The organism is Kitasatospora sp. LaBMicrA B282, from assembly GCF_050325825.1.
GTDB lineage: Bacteria > Actinomycetota > Actinomycetes > Streptomycetales > Streptomycetaceae > Kitasatospora.
Genome location: NZ_JBNQTI010000083.1, coordinates 1 through 17,012, shown reverse-complemented (window position 1 = coordinate 17,012; position 17,012 = coordinate 1). Strand labels below are relative to the sequence as shown.

The 17,012-nt window shown below is 73.4% G+C and carries 16 protein-coding genes and 1 pseudogene; 7 read left to right on the top strand and 10 right to left on the bottom strand.

Annotated elements, in window-relative coordinates:
• Nucleotides 1–86 precede the first annotated feature (86 nt).
• From ACQRUO_RS22490 to ACQRUO_RS22465, 6 genes and pseudogenes are all read right to left on the bottom strand, one after another.
• A complete protein-coding gene (locus tag ACQRUO_RS22490; protein WP_428317814.1) occupies nt 87–698 on the bottom strand; it encodes a methyltransferase domain-containing protein in 612 nt (203 codons plus the stop codon).
• Between the two features lie 122 nt (nt 699–820).
• Nucleotides 821–1,357 (bottom strand): DUF2064 domain-containing protein, encoded by a 537-nt coding sequence (locus tag ACQRUO_RS22485; protein WP_428317831.1) that lies wholly within the window; start codon nt 1,355–1,357, stop codon nt 821–823.
• Nucleotides 1,358–1,483: 126 nt separating this feature from the next.
• Nucleotides 1,484–2,140: pseudogene (locus ACQRUO_RS22480) on the bottom strand (glycosyltransferase family 2 protein); the annotation flags it as partial.
• A 331-nt stretch (nt 2,141–2,471) separates the two neighbouring features.
• Nucleotides 2,472–3,539, bottom strand: coding sequence for an NAD-dependent epimerase/dehydratase family protein (locus ACQRUO_RS22475; RefSeq protein WP_428317813.1), 1,068 nt, complete (start codon nt 3,537–3,539; stop codon nt 2,472–2,474).
• 107 nt (nt 3,540–3,646) lie between these two features.
• Nucleotides 3,647–4,651, bottom strand: coding sequence for a metallophosphoesterase family protein (locus ACQRUO_RS22470; RefSeq protein ID WP_428317812.1), 1,005 nt, complete (start codon nt 4,649–4,651; stop codon nt 3,647–3,649).
• Nucleotides 4,652–4,738: 87 nt separating this feature from the next.
• Complete coding sequence (locus ACQRUO_RS22465; protein ID WP_428317811.1) at nt 4,739–5,503, bottom strand: hypothetical protein; 765 nt, start codon at nt 5,501–5,503, stop codon at nt 4,739–4,741.
• Nucleotides 5,504–5,689: 186 nt separating this feature from the next.
• On the opposite strand from ACQRUO_RS22465, the gene ACQRUO_RS22460 reads away from it, so the two are divergent.
• Entirely contained in the window at nt 5,690–6,379 is a 690-nt protein-coding gene (locus ACQRUO_RS22460) for an SDR family NAD(P)-dependent oxidoreductase (RefSeq protein WP_428317810.1), read from the top strand.
• Between the two features lie 100 nt (nt 6,380–6,479).
• Here the strand turns inward: ACQRUO_RS22460 and ACQRUO_RS22455 are convergent, their stop codons facing one another.
• On the bottom strand, nt 6,480–6,914 hold the full coding sequence (locus tag ACQRUO_RS22455) for a MerR family transcriptional regulator (protein WP_428317830.1): 435 nt from the start codon (nt 6,912–6,914) through the stop codon (nt 6,480–6,482).
• 109 nt (nt 6,915–7,023) lie between these two features.
• Here ACQRUO_RS22455 and ACQRUO_RS22450 point away from each other — a divergent pair, with 109 nt between their 5' ends.
• The 3 genes from ACQRUO_RS22450 to ACQRUO_RS22440 all read left to right on the top strand — a co-directional run bounded on the left by ACQRUO_RS22450 (nt 7,024) and on the right by ACQRUO_RS22440 (nt 8,785).
• A complete protein-coding gene (locus ACQRUO_RS22450) occupies nt 7,024–7,704 on the top strand; it encodes an SDR family NAD(P)-dependent oxidoreductase (protein ID WP_428317809.1) in 681 nt (226 codons plus the stop codon).
• Nucleotides 7,705–7,839: 135 nt separating this feature from the next.
• Nucleotides 7,840–8,448, top strand: coding sequence for an NAD(P)H:quinone oxidoreductase (wrbA, locus tag ACQRUO_RS22445; protein WP_428317808.1), 609 nt, complete (start codon nt 7,840–7,842; stop codon nt 8,446–8,448).
• Nucleotides 8,449–8,482: 34 nt separating this feature from the next.
• Nucleotides 8,483–8,785, top strand: a complete 303-nt coding sequence (locus ACQRUO_RS22440) for a muconolactone Delta-isomerase family protein (RefSeq protein WP_428317807.1) — start codon at nt 8,483–8,485, stop codon at nt 8,783–8,785.
• Nucleotides 8,786–9,010: 225 nt separating this feature from the next.
• Here ACQRUO_RS22440 and ACQRUO_RS22435 read toward each other — a convergent pair whose 3' ends face one another.
• Nucleotides 9,011–9,478, bottom strand: coding sequence for a hypothetical protein (locus ACQRUO_RS22435; protein WP_428317806.1), 468 nt, complete (start codon nt 9,476–9,478; stop codon nt 9,011–9,013).
• 272 nt (nt 9,479–9,750) lie between these two features.
• Nucleotides 9,751–10,863, bottom strand: a complete 1,113-nt coding sequence (locus tag ACQRUO_RS22430) for a hypothetical protein (protein WP_428317805.1) — start codon at nt 10,861–10,863, stop codon at nt 9,751–9,753.
• A gap of 637 nt (nt 10,864–11,500) precedes the next feature.
• Here ACQRUO_RS22430 and ACQRUO_RS22425 point away from each other — a divergent pair.
• Nucleotides 11,501–12,856 (top strand): erythromycin esterase family protein, encoded by a 1,356-nt coding sequence (locus ACQRUO_RS22425; protein ID WP_428317804.1) that lies wholly within the window; start codon nt 11,501–11,503, stop codon nt 12,854–12,856.
• Here ACQRUO_RS22425 and ACQRUO_RS22420 read toward each other — a convergent pair.
• Entirely contained in the window at nt 12,815–13,906 is a 1,092-nt protein-coding gene (locus ACQRUO_RS22420; RefSeq protein WP_428317803.1) for a GlxA family transcriptional regulator, read from the bottom strand. The two genes, ACQRUO_RS22425 and ACQRUO_RS22420, sit on opposite strands and share 42 nt — an antisense overlap.
• Nucleotides 13,907–14,031: 125 nt before the next feature.
• On the opposite strand from ACQRUO_RS22420, the gene ACQRUO_RS22415 reads away from it, so the two are divergent.
• Nucleotides 14,032–14,955 (top strand): NADP-dependent oxidoreductase, encoded by a 924-nt coding sequence (locus ACQRUO_RS22415; RefSeq protein ID WP_428317802.1) that lies wholly within the window; start codon nt 14,032–14,034, stop codon nt 14,953–14,955.
• 151 nt (nt 14,956–15,106) lie between these two features.
• Nucleotides 15,107–17,012, top strand: a 1,906-nt coding sequence (locus tag ACQRUO_RS22410) for a glycosyltransferase family 39 protein (protein WP_428317801.1), incomplete at its 3' end; no start/stop codon positions are given.

The following is a 17,012-nucleotide window of genomic DNA, read 5'->3' as shown; positions in this document are numbered from 1 at the left end:
GGGGGGGGGGGGGGGGGGGGGGGGGGGGGGGGGGGGGGGGGAAAAAAAACCAAACTAAAAAAACCCCACCCCCCCCTGCGCCGCTCTCAGTAAGGGCGGCGCAGCGCCACGAAGCAGCGTTCGCCGACCGTCCAGCGCTCGGCCTCCGTCAGGCCGACGTCCGCCGCACAGGCGAGCGCGGCCGCTGCGCCCAGCCGCGCCCAGGCGAACGGCGGACCGCAGGTACCGTGTGCGTCCTCCACCCTGACGACCACCCGTTCGTCCACCTCGCCGGGCTCGACCTCGGCGAGCAGCGTTCCGCCGGGGGCCAGGAGTTCGGCGCAGCGGGCGAGCAGTGCGGCCGGGGCGCCGCCGATCCCGAGGTTGCCGTCGGCGAGCAGCGCGGTTCCCCAACGGCCCTCGCCGGGCAGCGGGTCGAAGACCGAACGGCACACCGCGGCGCCGCCGATGGCGCGGGTGCGGGCCACCGCGGCGGCGGTGAGGTCCACCCCGAGCGCGGGCAGCCCGAGGGCGAGCAGTGCGGCGACGAGCCGGCCCGGCCCGCAGCCGATGTCCAGCACCGGACGGCCCACGGTCTGACAGCGCGTCAGCAGGCTGCGGTCGGCCAAGTCCGGCGGAGCACACCAGCGTTCGACGTCCAGCAGATGGCGTCGCCCGTCGCTGCGGCGCAGCCAGAGCGGACCGCGGCCGGTGCGCATCGCTTCGGCGAACGGATCCTGCGCCCACGGCCGCGCCTTGCCGGGGAGAGGGGCCGGGCCGGGGACTGCGAAGGGCCGGCCGAGCGCGGGCGGGGCGGGGTCCCGCAGCGGCACCGGGGGCGTCACCGGGCGGCCCCAGTGGTCCCGGTGACCCCGCTCGGCAGCTCCAGCTCGCGCCAGCGGGCTGCGAAGCGGCCGTCCGGCGCGAGCCGGGCGACCTGCTCGCCGTCCTCGGCGGTGTCGACGTCGGTCAACTCCGGCAGCTGACGAACCGTCAGACCGGCCGACGCGAGCCGCTCCAGCACCGCCGCACCGGTGGTCGGTTCGGACATCGGCACCCCGGCGAGCAGCCGGTGCGCCAGCTCGGCCGACGGCCGGGCCAACCCGAGAGCCCAGAAGCCGCCGTCGGTCGCCGGCCCGAACCAGGCGTCAACTCCCGGACGCTCGGCGGGTGACAGCGCCTGCGCCAACACGGCGGCTGCCAGCTGCGGGGTGTCCATGCCCACCAGCAGCGCCGGCGCGCCCGGGGGAGCGAGTGCGAACGCCGCCGCCAGGCGGGCGTCCAGGCCGCCACCGACCTGCGGCAGTACCTCCCAGCCCGGCGGCAGCCAGCTTCCCGGGGTACCGTCCAGCACCAGCAGCCGGCGACCGGCCGGCATCCGGGAGAGCGTCTCCAAGGTGTCGGCCAGCGCCGCCTCGGCCAACCGGGCGGCCTGCTCGGGGGTGCAGGGCGGGGTCAGGCGGGTCTTGACCCGGCCGGGCACGGGCGCCTTGGCGAGCACCAGCAGGGTCGGCGCCGGCGCGGCCAGGATCGCGCGCATGTCGCGGACGGCCTGCCGGGTGCCGCGCAGGGTGCCGGTCACCTTCGACCGTCCGGCGCGCGGCCGGTAGTCGACGTCCACCTCCGCGATCCGCAGGCCGGCGGCCGAGGCGGACAGCACCATCTCCAGCGGGTAGCCGGAGCGGCGGTCGCCCAGCCCGAGTGCGAGCAGGTCCTCGCGGCGGGCGGCGCGCATCGGGCCCAGGTCGTGCAGCGCGGCACCGGTGCGGGCACGCAGCCGGCGGGCCAACTCCGCGTTGGCCAGCCGCGCGTGCAGCGGCCAGGCCCGGCGCGTGGTGGGGCGGCGCCGGCCGAGCACCAGGTCGGCCTGGCCGGCGAGCAGCGGGGCCGCCACACCGGGCAGTTGGGCCGGGTCGAGCGAGGCGTCGCAGTCCATGAAGCAGACCAGTTCGGCGCGCGAGGCGAGCAGTCCGGCGTGGCAGGCGGCGCCGAAGCCGCGACGCGGCTCACGGACCACCGTCGCGCCCAGCTCGGCCGCCAACTCGGCGGAGCCGTCCCGGGAACCGTTGTCCACCACGAGGGCCCGCCAGCCGGCCGGGATCCGACCGAGCACCCAGGGCAGCGCGGCGGCCTCGTCGAGGCAGGGCAGGATCACGTCCATGCAGGTGGAGGGGGAGGGAAGAGGATTGGTCACGGACATCACGCTAGGCGCGAGGGTGGTGCCGAAGGGTGCCGCGACGCCTTACGGAAGTGCTACGGCGCTTCCGGCCGCGGCCCGGAATCCGGCGCAGCCGGCCCGGCCCAGGGGGTGACTGATCCGCGGGCCCGGGGCGTGACGGCTGCGCCAGCCCGGGGCGTGACGGCTGCGCCAGCCCGGGGCGTGACGGCTGCGCCGGCGCGGGGCCTGACGGCTGAGCCGCCCCGGGGCCTGACGGCTGCGCCGCCCCGGGGCGTGACGGCTGCGCCGGCCACCGGCCGATCCGACCACCGCCTCAGCGGAGTTGGCCGCGCAGCGGCGCCGTCGCGAACTCCGCCATGCCGGCCTCGAACCCGACGACCGGACGCCAGCCCAGTTCCTCGCGCAGCCGCCGCGAGTCGGCGGTGACGTGCCGGACGTCCCCCAGCCGGTACTCCCCGGTCACCACCGGCTGCGGACCACCGCACCCGGCCGCCAGCGCAGTTGCCGTCTCGCCGATCGTCCGGACCGTCCCGCTACCGGTGTTGTACGCCCGCACGAAGCCCGCGGGCCGCTCGAAGACCGCGGTCAGCGCCACCTCGTTGGCGGCGGCGACGTCCTCGACGTGCACGAAATCCCGGCGTTGGCCACCGTCCTCGAAGACGCGCGGCGGCCGGCCGGCGGCGAGCGCCGAGCGGAAGAGCGACGCGACACCCGCGTACGGCGTGTCGCGCGGCATCCCCGGCCCGTACACGTTGTGGTAGCGCAAGGCGACCACCCGTCCGCCGCAGGCACGGGCCCAGGCGGCGGCCAGGTGCTCCTGGGCGAGCTTGCTCGCCGCGTACACGTTGCGCGGGTCGGGGGCCGCATCCTCGCCGACCAGTCCCGGGGTGAGCGGGGCGGCGCAGACCGGGCACGGCGGTTCGAAGCGGCGGGCGTCCAGGTCGGCGGCCCGGCGCGGCCCCGGCACCACCTGGCCGTGCACCGCGCAGTCGTAGTGGCCCTCGCCGTAGACGACCATCGACCCCGCCAGCACCAGGTGCCGGGCACCGCTGCGGGCCATCGCGGCGAGCAGGACCGCGGTGCCGAGGTCGTTGCAGCCCACGTAGTCGGGCGCGTCCGCGAGATCGAGGCCCAGCCCGACCATCGCCGCCTGGTGGCACACCGCCTCCACACCACGAAGCGCCGCCGCCACCGTGTCCGGGTCACGCAGGTCGCCCCGGACGAACTCGACCTCGGCGGGCAGCGCGTCGGCCGCGCCGTGGTCCGGATGGACGGCGGGCAGCAACGCGTCCAGCACGCGCACCCGGTGCCCGGTGCGGACCAGCCGCCGGGCGACCGCCGACCCGATGAACCCGGCTCCGCCGGTCAGCAGAATCTCCATGCCGGCGACGCTAGCCCCGGAGGCGGCGCACCGGCTCGCGAGCCCGCCCGGCCGTCAGACATTCGTAAGAGCTCGTACCATGCCCCGGTGACCGTGCCCCCGACGGTTCAGTCGGGCAGATCGTCCAGCAGCAGCCCCAGTGCGGCCGCCAGTTCGATCGTCCGGCGCGGTGTCGGGCACTGCCTGGCCAGACCGGTCCGGTCGAGGCGGCCGGTGCGGACCTGGAAGAGAACCTTCGCCGCAGGATGCCGGCGCATGTCGTCCGGAGTGAGCTCGTCGGCGACTCGATGCGCGGTGGCGAGCAGAGTGGGGAACGCCGACTGCAGACCCGCGGCCCACGCTCGGAGCGCCTGCAGCCACCGCTCTGTCGCCAGGTCAGCTGCCGAGGAGAACCGCTCTGCCGCCTGGGCCAGCTCGGGCCAGGTGGAGTCGTGCCAGGCCCTGGTCTTCAGGACGGGCAGCTGCCACTGGCGCTTGACGGTCGACCAGTGGTCCGCCCGTGCCTCCACCGAGTGGACCGTGAAGCCCGGGATGCACAGTGCGGTCAGGTTCCAGCCGTGGCAGGCACCGGTGTCGAGACCGAAGATCCGGCCGTCGCGGATCATCGGTTCCCGGCCCGTGACGTGATGGCCGAACACCACCGGTTTGGGATCGGAGTAGTGGTCGTGCCAGTGGCTGTCCGGGAAGAGTGCCGTGAGTTCCCGGTCACCCCTGGTCGAGCCGCAGAGGATCTCTTCCCGCTGCTCGGACAGCGGAATTCCGGACAGCATCGCGGCGTGGACCACACGGACGTGCTCGTTCTCGAAGTAGTACGGCAGTGTCCGCATCCAGTCGACCGTTTCTGCGTACTGGTCGCCGAGTTGCAGGCGCGTGATCTCCTGCGCGTACGAGAAGATCCCGCGCACGTGCTTTCGCTCGTGGTTGCCCATGACCACGACCGAGTTGGGACGCTCACGGAAGAGCCCGACCACGGCACCGGGCGCCGGGCCGCGATCGACCAGATCACCGACGCTCACCAGCAGGTCGTCCGGTTGGATGTCGACTTCATCGAGCAGCTCGAGGAGTTCGTCGAAGCAGCCGTGGATGTCGCCGATGATGATCGTCCGCCGCATGCGCGCGATCCTAGGGAGGTACCAGGGCGGCCGACAAAGGATTTTGTGCGAGAGGAATGACAGCCGCCTGGCACGCCGCGGTCCCCGTCAGGACAGGCGGTCGAGGCGGTCCAGGAGCTCCTGGAAGGCGGTGGGAGGCACGCTGATCTCGCCGGAGAAGGCGTGGTCCATCTCACCGACGAGGAAGAGCATCCCGGTCACGCAGGTGGCCAGGACGGTCAGGAACAGCACCGACCGAGTGGTGAACCGGGTGCCCCACAGCGCCGGCAGCGCCAGCATCATCGCGGCACCGACGAGCAGGCCCGCCCAGAACACCGACGGCAGCCCGGACTGCGTCTCGTTCCCCCGTTCGCGGCGGGCCTGACCGGCAGTCTCCAGTTGGGTCAGGACCCGGTGTTGGAAGTCGGTGGTCCGGGCGTCGACCGTGGGCAGCTGCACGGCGTAGCGGCGCAGGTCGTCCCAGGCGTTACGGGTGTCGGTGTCCATGGTCAGCTTGTCCTGCATCGCCGGCCACTCCTGGGCGATGACCTTGTGGGTGTAGACGATCATGCGTTGGCGCAGGCCGTCGCGCTGGTCGGCCGGCAGCTCAAGGGCCGCCCAGTTCACCTCGGTCAGGGCCGAGGCCTCGGCGGTCGCGGTCTTCTGGCCGGCCTGGTACTCCTGCCAGACCAGGACCACCACGAAGGCCAGGGTGAACGCGAACAGCATCCGCACCAGCGAGGTGACGTGCTCGAAGTTCTGCTTCTGCTCGTCCTGAGGGCTCCACGGGCGTCCGAACCGTGCCCCGAGCCACAGTGCGCCCATCGTCCCGAGCAGGATCGGGACCAGGTACATCAGGAAGTGCATGAGCATCCGCCACTCCTCTCGCCGCCGCCGGGGAACCAGCCCAGCCTTGGGCACCAACGCGGCGACCGCGGCCCTCGGCTCGCTGCGGATCCAGGGATCACCCGATGGAGTGGCGCACAGCACCGGGGCACCCGTGGTGTGTCGGCGTAAATCGCTCGTCGATCCCCTCGCTCCGGAGCGAGGCTGGGCCCCATGACGACTACTCTGATCACCGGGGCCAACAAGGGCCTCGGCCACGCGACCGCCCGCCGCCTGATCGATGCGGGCCACACCGTGTACCTGGGAGCGCGCAACGTCGAGCGGGGCACGGCGGCCGCGGCGGAGCTCGGGGCGCGGTTCGTGCAGCTGGACGTGACCGACGACGCTTCGGTGGCCGCCGCGGTGGCCACCGTCGAGGCCGAGGGCGGCCTGGACGTGTTGGTGAACAATGCCGGGATCGAGGTCCGGTCGCCGGGCGGCGCGATCATCGGCGCCGCGGAGCTGACCGCCGACGTGCTGCGCGAGGTGTTCGAGACCAACGTCCTGGGCCTGGTCCGGGTGACCCACGCCTTCCTGCCGCTGCTGGAGCGCTCGGCCGCCGGGGTCGTGGTCAACGTCAGCAGCGGCCTGGCGTCGCTGGCGCTCGCCGGCAAGGGGTACCCGGGGGTGGCGTACCCGACCTCCAAGACGGCGGTCAACATGCTGACCGTGCAGTTCGCCAAGGCGTTCCCGCAGATGCGGATCAACGCGGTGGAGCCCGGCTACACGGCGACGGACCTGAACCAGCACGAGGGGACGCAGACCGTCGAGCAGGGGTCCGAGATCATCGCCCGGATGGCCCTGCTGGGGCCGGACGGCCCGACCGGCGGCTACTTCGACGCGGCGGGCCCGCTGCCCTGGTGAACACCGGCCGCGGGCAGCCGCGGTTCCCCTCGGCGCGCCCCGAGCCCTGATGGGTCGGCTGGCCCGGCGGGGGACCCCCACCCCACGGGCCGCCCGACCATCACCCCACCGGGCTGAGCGGAACCGCCGTTGCGGCCCGCACGGGGACGCTCCTCCCGATGCCCACACCCGCGTCGGCCGTCGCAGGCGCTGCCTCGGCGAGGAGCGCGTCGACCAGGCGACGCGACTGCTCGAGCCCCGCGATCGACTCGTCCAGCCGCCTGCGCTGCCGGGCCAGGCGGGTGACCATCTCCGGGCACTGCGGCAGCAGCCGCCCCGCGTCGTACGCCACGCACGGCAGCATGACCGCGATCGTCTCGGTGTTCAGACCCGCGGCGAGCAGCGCGCGGATGGTGCCGACGTGCACCACGTCCGACTCCTGGTAGCGACGCCGGCCCGCAGGCGTCCGCTCAGGGGCCAGCAGCCCGCGCTCCTCGTAGTACCGCAGTAGCCGTTCCGGTACACCGGTACGGGCGGCGAGTTCGCCGATCTGCATACGCACTCCTGCTCCCTGGCTGCGGCGATGCCGCAGGGCTTGCTCCTCACACCGATGAGAGGACCTACGGTCATCGCGTTCAACACCACGCGAGTCGGAGGAGATTCCCATGCCAGGACTGGTCATCGTGGGCGCCGGAGCGGGCCTGGGCGCCGCGGTCGCCGCGCGGTTCGCCCGCGAGGGCCTGCCCGTCGCGGCGATCGCCCGCAGCCGAGCCGTGCACGAGGTCGCCGCCGCGGTACGCACGCAGACCTCGGCGCCGGTGCTCGCGCTGCGCGCCGACGGCACCGACCCTGCCGCGCTGCGCGCCGCCGTCGACCTCGCGGTGGACGCGCACGGCGTGCCCGACGTCCTCGTCTACAACGCCGCGATCATCCGGTCGGACCGGCCCGGCGACCTGAGCCGGCAGCAGCACCTGGACGCCTGGTCGGTGAACGTGCTCGGCGCGATGGACGCGGCAACCTACCTGGCCCCGCAGCTGGCCCGAACCGGCGGCGGCACGGTGATCATCACCGGCGGCATGCCGCAACCGGTCAGCCGCAGCACGAGCCTGTCCCTCGGCAAGGCCGGGGTCCGCGCACTGACCCAGATCCTCGACCAGGAGTACGGCCGGCTCGGCGTGCACGTGGCCACCGTCACCGTGGACTGCGCCATCGTGCCGGGCACCGACTCGGACCCCGAGCTGATCGCCGAGCACTACTGGGCTCTGCACCGGCAGCCGCGTGCGCAGTGGCAACACGAGATCGTGCACTCGACCTCGACCTCGACCTCGACCTCGGCGCCGGCCTGAACACGTCCTCGATCCGATGCCCGACGACGGCCTCGACCCCGAGTGACCCCGCCTGGCTCGAACCGTCCCGGCAGCGCCCGAAAACCCGGGCGACCAGCCAACCCCCCACCACCTCGCACGAGACGGAGAACCCCTGTGTCCACCCCTGTGAAGCTCGCCATCGTCTACTACTCCGCCACCGGCACCATCACCGAGATCGCCAAGGAGCTGCACGACGCCGCCGTCAAGGCCGGTGCGGAGGTCCGCCTGCTGAAGGCCGCCGAGCTCGCCGCGCCCAGCGCCATCGAGTCCAACCCGGCCTGGGCCGCCAACCACGCCGCCACCCGGGACGTCCCCGAGGCGAGCGCCGAGGACATCGAGTGGGCCGACGCCGTGCTCTTCGGTTCCCCCACGCGCTTCGGCAACGTCTCCGCGCAGCTCAAGCAGTTCATCGACCGCCTCGGCGGCCTGTGGGCCCAGGGCAAGCTGGCCGACAAGGTCTACAGCGGCTTCGTCTCCAGCGCCACCGCCCACGGCGGCCAGGAGTCCACCCTCCTCGCCCTCTACACCTCGATCCACCACTTCGGCGGCATCACCGTCAGCCCCGGCTTCACCGACCCCGCCAAGTTCGTCGACGGCAACCCCTACGGCACCTCCCACGTCGACGCCCAGGGCAAGAACCCCGTCGACGACACCACCCGCACCGCCGCCCGCATCCAGGCCGAGCGCGTCGTCAAGATCGCCGCACAGCTCAAGGCCGCCTGACCGATCGTCGTACCAGCCACCAGAAGGAGAAGCCATGAAGGAGTTCCTGGTCGAACTCGTCACCACCGTCCCCGAAGGCACCGACCCGGCCGAGGCCGAGCGCCGGAACGCGGCCGAAGCCGTCCGGGCCGCGGAACTGGCCCGCGCCGGCCACCTGGTGAGGCTGTGGCGCCCGGTGGGCGAGCTGCGCAGCGTGGGTCTCTGGCGGGCCGCCGACGAGGCCGAGCTGTACGAGAAGGTGCTCGGCACACTTCCCCTGTGGCCGTGGATGACCCCGAAGGTCACCTCCGTCCACTCGCACCCCAACGACCCGACCGGAACCGGCGCCGCAGTCTGATCCCCAGGCGGCTCCCCACGGGCACGGATCGCCGCCGACCTCAGCGGCCGGCGGCGATCGGGGGGACGTGGTACTGGCGAATGCGCCAACGGCCGCCCCCGCACGGGTCACCAGCTCGATGCGCCCTGTGGGGGAGGGTCAGCGGCACAGCACCCGCTCGCCCCCGCCGGGTGGGCGGACACGAGAGTGGGCGTGGTCGCGAAGACCGGGTCGTCTGTCGGCCCGTCAGCTGCGGCGGGTCGGTGGCGTCCAGTTCGTCACCGGAGCCGTCCGCAGGCGGCGCGGTGGCTCGGTGAGGTGGGCGGTGACCTCGGGCGTGTGCGCGGTCCAGGCAGCGACCAGGGCCAGCGCGCCGATGGCGGCGAGTGCGGTCAGCACGTAGACCCAGTGCGGCAGCCACCACTTGGGGGCGAAGGCCAGCAGCACGGGCACCGTTGCCGTGAAGACCGCCGCCACCCGGATCTTGATCGTGGCGTCGACCTCACGGCGGCGCCAGGAGCGAAGGGCCAGCCACCAGACGAGCAGCTGTACCACGCCGACGAACGCCACCGGCAGCATCATGATCAGCCACAGCATGCCGGCCAACTGTCCCTCCCCGTTGGGGGTGCTGGACGTCTGCCCGACCACCGAGGCATAGCAGGCGAGCATCCCGGCCATCATAGCCGCCCAGAGCACCAGCTGGACGACCGTCAACCACCGGGTGACCCTGACCATCCCGCGCGACCGCACCTGACCTCCCGTCCCAGCGAACCGGTCAAGGTCACCCTATGTCAGCGGCCGGACGTGAGCACACCAACCATCGCGGGACCTCAGCCTGGCCCGGGCCGGCTCTCCGGCTCCACCCAGTCCGTCGCAACATGAAGCGGTCCCGCCTCTCCAACGAGGCGGGACCGCTCAGTCGTTCAGCGCGTCAGTCGGTCGACGCGCGAGCCTGTTCACCGTGCCGCGGGATCCGCGGCGCGGCTTCAGTGCAGGATCGCGTGCGAGATGGCGCAGGAGTTGGTGTCGTTCGACCAGCTGGCCTGCTCGGCGAACTTGCCGGTGCCCATGGCCACCATCGCGGCACCGCCGGTGGTGCCGGGGGCGAGCCAGGCGCACTCGTCGGAGTTCTCCGCGCCGTTGTTGGCGCCGGTCTGCTGGTTGGTCCAGCCGCCCGCCGGGAACTGGTCCGACATCATCTCGTGCCACTCGTGGCCCAGGGTCATCGTCCACCCGTCCAGCGTGCCCGGCTTGTTGACGAAGCCGACGCCGCAGCTGGCGCCCAGGTCCATGTTGTACGGCTGGTTGCTGAAGGCCAGCGGGCCGTACGGCGAGGTGACCGCGCCACCGGTGAGGGTGGAGTCACCGGTGTAGTCGTGCCAGGCGCAGTAGCCGGTGTTGGGGTCCTGGTAGCCGTCCGGGTCGGTGCCGTGCGGCGACAGGATCACGTAGTAGGTGTGGCGGTTCGACGCGGCGCTGGTGTTGCCGAAGTGCTTGGCCGCCTTCACCGCCTCCTGGCCGAGCTGGTTGCCGGTCGCGCCCTGCGGCGAGGCGCCGGAGTTGTCGTACCAGACTCCGGCGAGCACGCCGCCCTTCTGGTACGGGACGAACTTGGCGTTCGACGGGCAGCTGGTGGCGCCGGTCTTCACGTTCGGGCCGTCACACCACTGGGTGAGGTCGGCGGACCACTTCTCGCCACCGGTGCCGATGCCCTTGAACATCTGCTGGGTGACCGGAGCGGCACCGTCGGGGTCCCCGGTGAAGGTGGCGTTGCCCTGGTGGTCGGTGCCCTTCTTGCCCCACTGGTTGCCGTAGAAGACCAGGTAGACCTTGGACTTGCCGTCGTTGACGCCGACTCCGTCTATGCCGCCGCCGTAGGCGAGGGTGTTCGGGCCGGTGGCGGCGGTGGGGGCGAGTGCGGCGGCGTTGTCCCGGGCGGCGGCGGCCTGCCCGACGAACGGGACGGCGCCGGGGTGGCTGTGCGCACCGGCCGCAACCGCGTTCGGGGTGGCGGCCAGGAAGGCCCCGGCGGCGAGGGACAGCGCAGCGACGCCGGTGAAGGCGGCGCGGGCCGAGCCGCGGAGCGTGGGGGAAACCATCGTGAGCAGTTCCTCTCGTCGGTCGGCGGCACCGTAGGGGTCGGGGCGCGGCCGATGCGATGACACAAGGGCAGTGATCGCGTCCGGCGGTGGAGCAGCAGGCGTGGCGGGGCGCACCGGGGCCCGGTGGGCGATGGTGTGACGCTTCCCCGTGAAAGCCGTGCTGCCGCCGAGAGCGGATCACTGGATCCGCCAAGATCCGTGTACTGACAGGCTGTTGGCCTGCAGTCATCGATCCCCGGCGGCTTGCTTGCGGTAAAGGAAATCAGTGGTGTCGTGAGCGAGTCAACAGTCTTGCGTGACCTTTACCGATTGGCCCGACCGGTCGATGCGCCAGGTGATCGCGCGGTAACGGTGAATCAGTGTTGCTCGGCGGTGAAGCAGCGGTGAAGCGGCGGTGAGGCGGTGGCGGAGCAAGGGCGGAGCAGAGTGGAGGTATGTGCACGAATAGGACAGATCCCGCGGTGCCGACGCTCCCCGGTGACTCGCCCAGGTGCGGAGCGCCGGATCCCGGAGCCCCCGGCCGTGGGGTTATCCCCAGGGAAAGTGTCGGGCCGGCCCCAGGGTGCCCGGGCTGGCGTGGACGCGACGATGTGCTCAGCAGCTCTGCACATCACGCGGATTGAGGAGTGAACACATGATCGGCAACGCGAAACGGCTGGCGGCAGCCTCCATCACCCTGGCCGCGACGCTGGCTCTGGCCCCGGCAGCGACATCGGCAGCGGCAACAGCCCCAGCGACGGCGACGCCCGCGCCCGCCACCGTCCCGGCCCCCGCCCGCGCGCTGGACCGGATCGCCCATCCGCTGCTGACGGCGGAGCCGGGCCCCGGCACGGCCGACCTGCGCCCGCTCGGGGTGATGGTCGGCGACGCCGAGGTGGTGGGCCTGGGCGAGGCCACCCACGGCTCGCACGAGTTCTTCGCGTTGAAGGACCGGGTCTTCCGCTACCTCGTCGAGCAGCAGGGGTTCACCACCTTCGCCCTGGAGATGAGCTGGTCGGCGGGGCTGCGGATCGACGACTACCTCCAGCACGGCAACGGGAGCGCGCGGCAGGTCGTGCACGAGGCGATGGCGGGATCCCCCTGGGACCGCGAGGAGTTCGTGACTCTCGTCCAGTGGATGCGCGACCACAACCGCCAGGACCCCGAGCATCCGGTCCACTTCCTGGGCGACGACATCGGCGCCCCCAGTATCGACGCCCCCGTCTTCGACGCGGTCACCGACTACGTCCGGCGGACCCGTCCCGAGTCCCTGCCGCGGGTGAACGAGCTCCTCACCGGCCTGCGTCCGCTCGACGACGCCTTCGGCTACCTGAACCGACCGCTCGCCCAGCGGCAGCAGAACGCCGCCGGCGCGCAGCAGCTGCTGGAGCTGATGGAAAGTCAGGGTCGGCCGGGCGATGCCGACTTCGAGTTCGCCCTGCAGAACGCCCGCAACATCGCCCAGACCTACACCTTCCTCAGTGTCGACGTCGGCGACCCGGCCTCGTTGACCGCCATGGAGCGCTACCGCGATCAGGTGATGGCCGAGACCACCCTGTGGTGGCAGCACCGCACCGGCGGCAGGATCCTGCTGTCGGCCGCCGACGACCACGTCGGGTACGCCGCCACCGACCCCGCGACGTATCCGAAGACCCAGGGGTCCTTCCTGCACGACGCCCTGGGCGCGGGCTACCTCGCCATCGGCACCACCTTCGACCGGGGTTCCTTCCTCTCCAAGGACCAGGCGCTCGGCGGTGACTGGAAGACGTTCAGCCTCCCTCCGGCCGCACCGGACACGAACGAGTACACGCTCGACCAGGTCCGGTACCGCGACTACTATGCCGACCTGCGCACGGCCCCGGCGGCGGCCCGCGACTGGCTGGCCGTCGCGCGCCCGACGTACGACGTCGGCACGCAGTTCCCGGTCGTCCCGACGCCCGAGCTCGCCGTCGGCCGGGCCTACGACGTCCTAGTCCACCTCCACGCCGTCCACCCGGCGAGCGAGCTGTAGCGCCGAAGGGGGGCCGAAGGTGCGCCGGTAGGCGGCGGGGGAGACGCCGAACGCCGTCCTCATGTGCGAGCGCAGGGAGTTCGCGGAGCCGAAGCCGGCCCGGTGGGCGACCAGGTCGATCGACAGGTCGGTGGTCTCCAGCAACTGCTTGGCCAGTTCCAGGCGCTGTGCGGTGAGCCACTGCACCGGGGTCATGCCGGCCTCGTCGTGGAACCGCCGGGTGAAGGAACGCAGGCTCATCCGGGCGTGCTGGGCGAGCCGGCTGAGGGGGAGCGGCTCGCCGAGGTGCTCCAGGGCCCAGGCACGGGTCGCGGTGGTGCTGGCGACGGTGGGTTCGGGGACCGGGCGGTCGATGTACTGGGCCTGGCCGCCGTCCCGCCAGGGCGGCACGACGCACACGCGCGCAGCCCGGTTGGCGACCGTCGCGCCGTGGTCGCGGCGGATGATGTGCAGGCACAGGTCGACGCCGGCGGCCACACCGGCGGAGGTGAGCACGTCGCCGTCGTCGACGAAGAGGACCTCCTCGTCGACCTTGACCTCGGGGTAGGCCCGGCGGAACTCCGCGGCCAGCTGCCAGTGGGTGGTGGCCGGCCGGCCGTCGAGCAGTCCGGCCGCGGCGAGCACGTAGGAGCCGGTGCAGATGGACACCAGCCGGGTGCCGGGCCGGATGCCGGCGATGGCCTCGCCGACCTCGGGGGGCAGCGGGCCGCCGCGGCCCAGCTGGGGCATGGCGTGCGTGGGCGGCAGGATCACGGTGTCCGCGGCGGCCAGCGCTTCGGGGCCGGCGGCGGGCTGCACGGTGAAGCCGGCATCGCTGAGGACGGGGGCACCGTCGCAGGTGCAGACGACGACCTCGTAGAGCGGGCGGCCCTCGGCGTCGTGCGCGCTGCCGAAGACCCGGGAGGGGATGCCGAGCTCGAAGGGCGGTACCCCGGGCAGGGCGAGCACGGCGATCCGGTGCCGCCGGGGCGGCCGGGACTGCGCCCCTACAACTGGGTTCCGCCGGCCCTCCGGTGCTGCCAGCTGCGCTGCCACCTGCGTTCTTCCCATGGCCAGATCCTGTCACATAGTGGCTGGACGGCCAACACTGCGACGGTCCGGGATGCCGGATCGTGGACGGCGTCGCCCGGGGACCCCCGCGGCGGACGGATCGGAACGAGAGTGCAGTGAACAGCATGCGAGCGATGGTCGTGGAGCAGTGGGGCGGGCCCGAGAACCTGGTCGAGCGCGAGGTCGAGCGCCCGGAGCCGGGACTGAACGAGGTCCTGGTGCGCGTGCACGCGGCCGGCGTGAACCCGGTGGACTGGAAGACCCGGGCCGGCGGCGCCCTCATCGAGTGGGGCGAGCTGCCGATGGTCGGCTGGGACGTGTCCGGCACGGTGGAGGCCGTCGGGCCGGGCGTGAGGCTGTTCCGGGCCGGCGACGAGGTCTTCGGGATGCCGCTGTTCCCGCGCCAGGCGGGCGGCTACGCCGAGTACGTGGTGGCGCCGGCCCGGCACCTCGCGCCGAAGCCCGCGAGCCTGACGCACGTCGAGGCGGCGGCGCTGCCGCTGGCCGCGCTGACCGCCTGGCAGGCCCTGGTGGACACCGCGAACCTGCGGCCGGGCGAGCGCGTGCTGGTGCACGCCGCTGCCGGCGGGGTCGGGCACTTCGCGGTGCAGATCGCCAAGGCCCGCGGTGCGTACGTCATCGGTACGGCCAGCGCCGGCAAGCACGACCTGGTGCGGGAGCTGGGCGCGGACGAGGTGGTCGACTACCGCGCCGTGCGGTTCGAGGACGTCGTGTCCGACATCGACGTGGTGCTGGACGGGCTCGGCGGTGAGACGGCCGAGCGCTCCCTGAAGGTGCTCCGGGCCGGCGGGCGACTGATCACCTTGACCGCACCGGACGACACCCCCGTCGCGCAGGACGGGGTGCAGGCCGGCTGGATGCTGGTCGAGCCGGACCACCTGGGCCTGCGGGAGATCGCCGCCCTGGTGGCGCAGGGTGCGCTGAGGCCCGTGGTCGAGACGGTCCTGCCGCTGGCGGAGGCCGCGAAGGCGCACGAGCTGGGTGAGCAGGGCCGCACCACCGGCAAGATCGTCCTGACGGTCGCCTGAGCCACTCGCCGTCGCGCCGGCGTCCATCGGCGGGGCCGGCACCCAGCGGCACCCGACTCGGCCCGCCACCAGTCACCGCGCCGTGCTGGTCACAGCGCGGTGAGAGGGCCGGCTCAGCGGATCCACAGGTTCGGGCGCGAGCGTGGCGGCCATGACCAGAACCAGCCCCGTTCCCCCGGACGACCGCACCTCCCCGCCCGCCGCCGACCGGCCGAGCCGCCGACCGCACCACCCGGCCGGGCAGCCCTTCCCGCTGCCCGGCCCGCCCGGCGCCGGACCCCGGACGCGGCTGCGCGGCCCGCTACGGCGGGCGTGGCGGGGACGCCCGCAGGACGCGGTCTGGGTCCGCCCGGCGTTCCTGGCGCTGCTTGCGGCGACCGCGCTGCTCTACTGCTGGGACCTGAGCGTCTCGGGCTGGGGCAACGCGTTCTACTCGGCGGCCGTGCAGGCCGGCAGCCGGAGTTGGAAGGCGTTCTTCTACGGTTCCTCGGACGCCGCGAACTTCATCACGGTCGACAAGCCGCCGATGTCGCTGTGGCCGATGGAGCTGTCGGCGCGGATCTTCGGTCTCAGCTCCTGGAGCGTGCTGCTGCCGCAGGCGCTGATGGGAGTGGCCGCGGTCGGGACGCTCTACGCGGCGGTCCGGCGGCGGTTCTCCGCGCTCGCCGGTCTGGTCACGGGCGGCGTGCTGGCGCTGACGCCGGTCGCGGCGCTGATGTTCCGGTTCGACAACCCGGACGCACTGCTGGTCCTGCTGCTGACGCTGGCCGCCTACACGCTGCTGCGCGCGGTCGAGGCGGCGAGCCTGCGCTGGCTGCTGCTGACCGGGGTGCTGTTCGGCTTCGGGTTCCTGACGAAGACGCTGCAGGCCTTCCTGATCCTGCCGGCGTTCGCGCTGCTGTACCTGGTGGTCGCGCCGACCGGGTGGTGGCGGCGGGTCGGCCACCTGCTGGCGGCGGGTGCGGCGCTGGTGCTGGCGGGCGGTTGGTGGGTGGCGATCGTGCAACTGGTCCCGGCGGCCGACCGCCCGTACGTCGGCGGCTCGCAGGACGACAGCTTCCTGTCGTTGACGTTCGGCTACAACGGCTTCGGCCGACTGACCGGGAACGAGACCGGCAGCGTGGGCGGCGGCGCTCCCGGCGGTGCCGGCATCCCGGACGGTGCCAGCCTCCCGGGCGGTGCCGCCATCCCGGGCGGCCTCGGCGCGCCCGGCGGTCAGGGAGCGGGGGCGCCGGGCGCCGCGGCGACCGCAGCCGCCGGGCACGGGCCGGGCGGCGGGATGCCCGGCGGCATGTGGGGCAGCACCGGCCTGGGCCGGCTGTTCGGGACCGACATCGGCGGCCAGATCGCCTGGCTGCTCCCGGCCGCGCTGGTGCTGCTGCTGTGGGGCCTCTGGGCCACCCGGCGCCTGCCGCGCACCGACACCGCGCGGGCGGCGTTCCTGGTGTGGGGCGGGTGGCTGCTGAGCACCGGGCTGACGTTCAGTTACATGGGCGGCATCTTCCACCAGTACTACACGGTCGCGCTGGCCCCGGCGATCGCGGCGCTGGTCGGGATGGGCACGGACGTCCTGTGGCGGGCGCGGCGACGGCTGCCGTACGCGGTGCTGTCGGGGGCGCTGGTGGCCGGAACGGGGTGGTGGGCGTTCGTGCTGCTCGGACGCAGTGCGGGCTTCCTGCCCGGGCTGCGCTGGGGAGTGCTGGTCGGTGGGGTGGCCGCGGGCGTGCTCCTGGCGGTCGGGGCGCGGCTGGTGGGAGGGGCGGGTCGCCGGGTGGCGGCCGTCGGCGGCCTGGTCGCGCTGGCGGTGGCGCTGGGCGGACCGGCGGCGTACGCGCTGGACACCGTGCCGACGGCGCACACCGGGTCGATCCCCACGGCGGGGCCCTCGGTCCGCGGGGCGAGCGGGCCGGGTGGCGGCATGCCGGGTATGCCCGGCGGGACGGCCGGCCGGGGGCGCGGCACCTTCGGCGGACCGGGTGGGAGCACGGCGGGCTTCGGCGGGCCCGGTGCCGGCACCGGTCCCGGCACCTCGGGGGGCGGCGCGTTGCCGGTCAGCG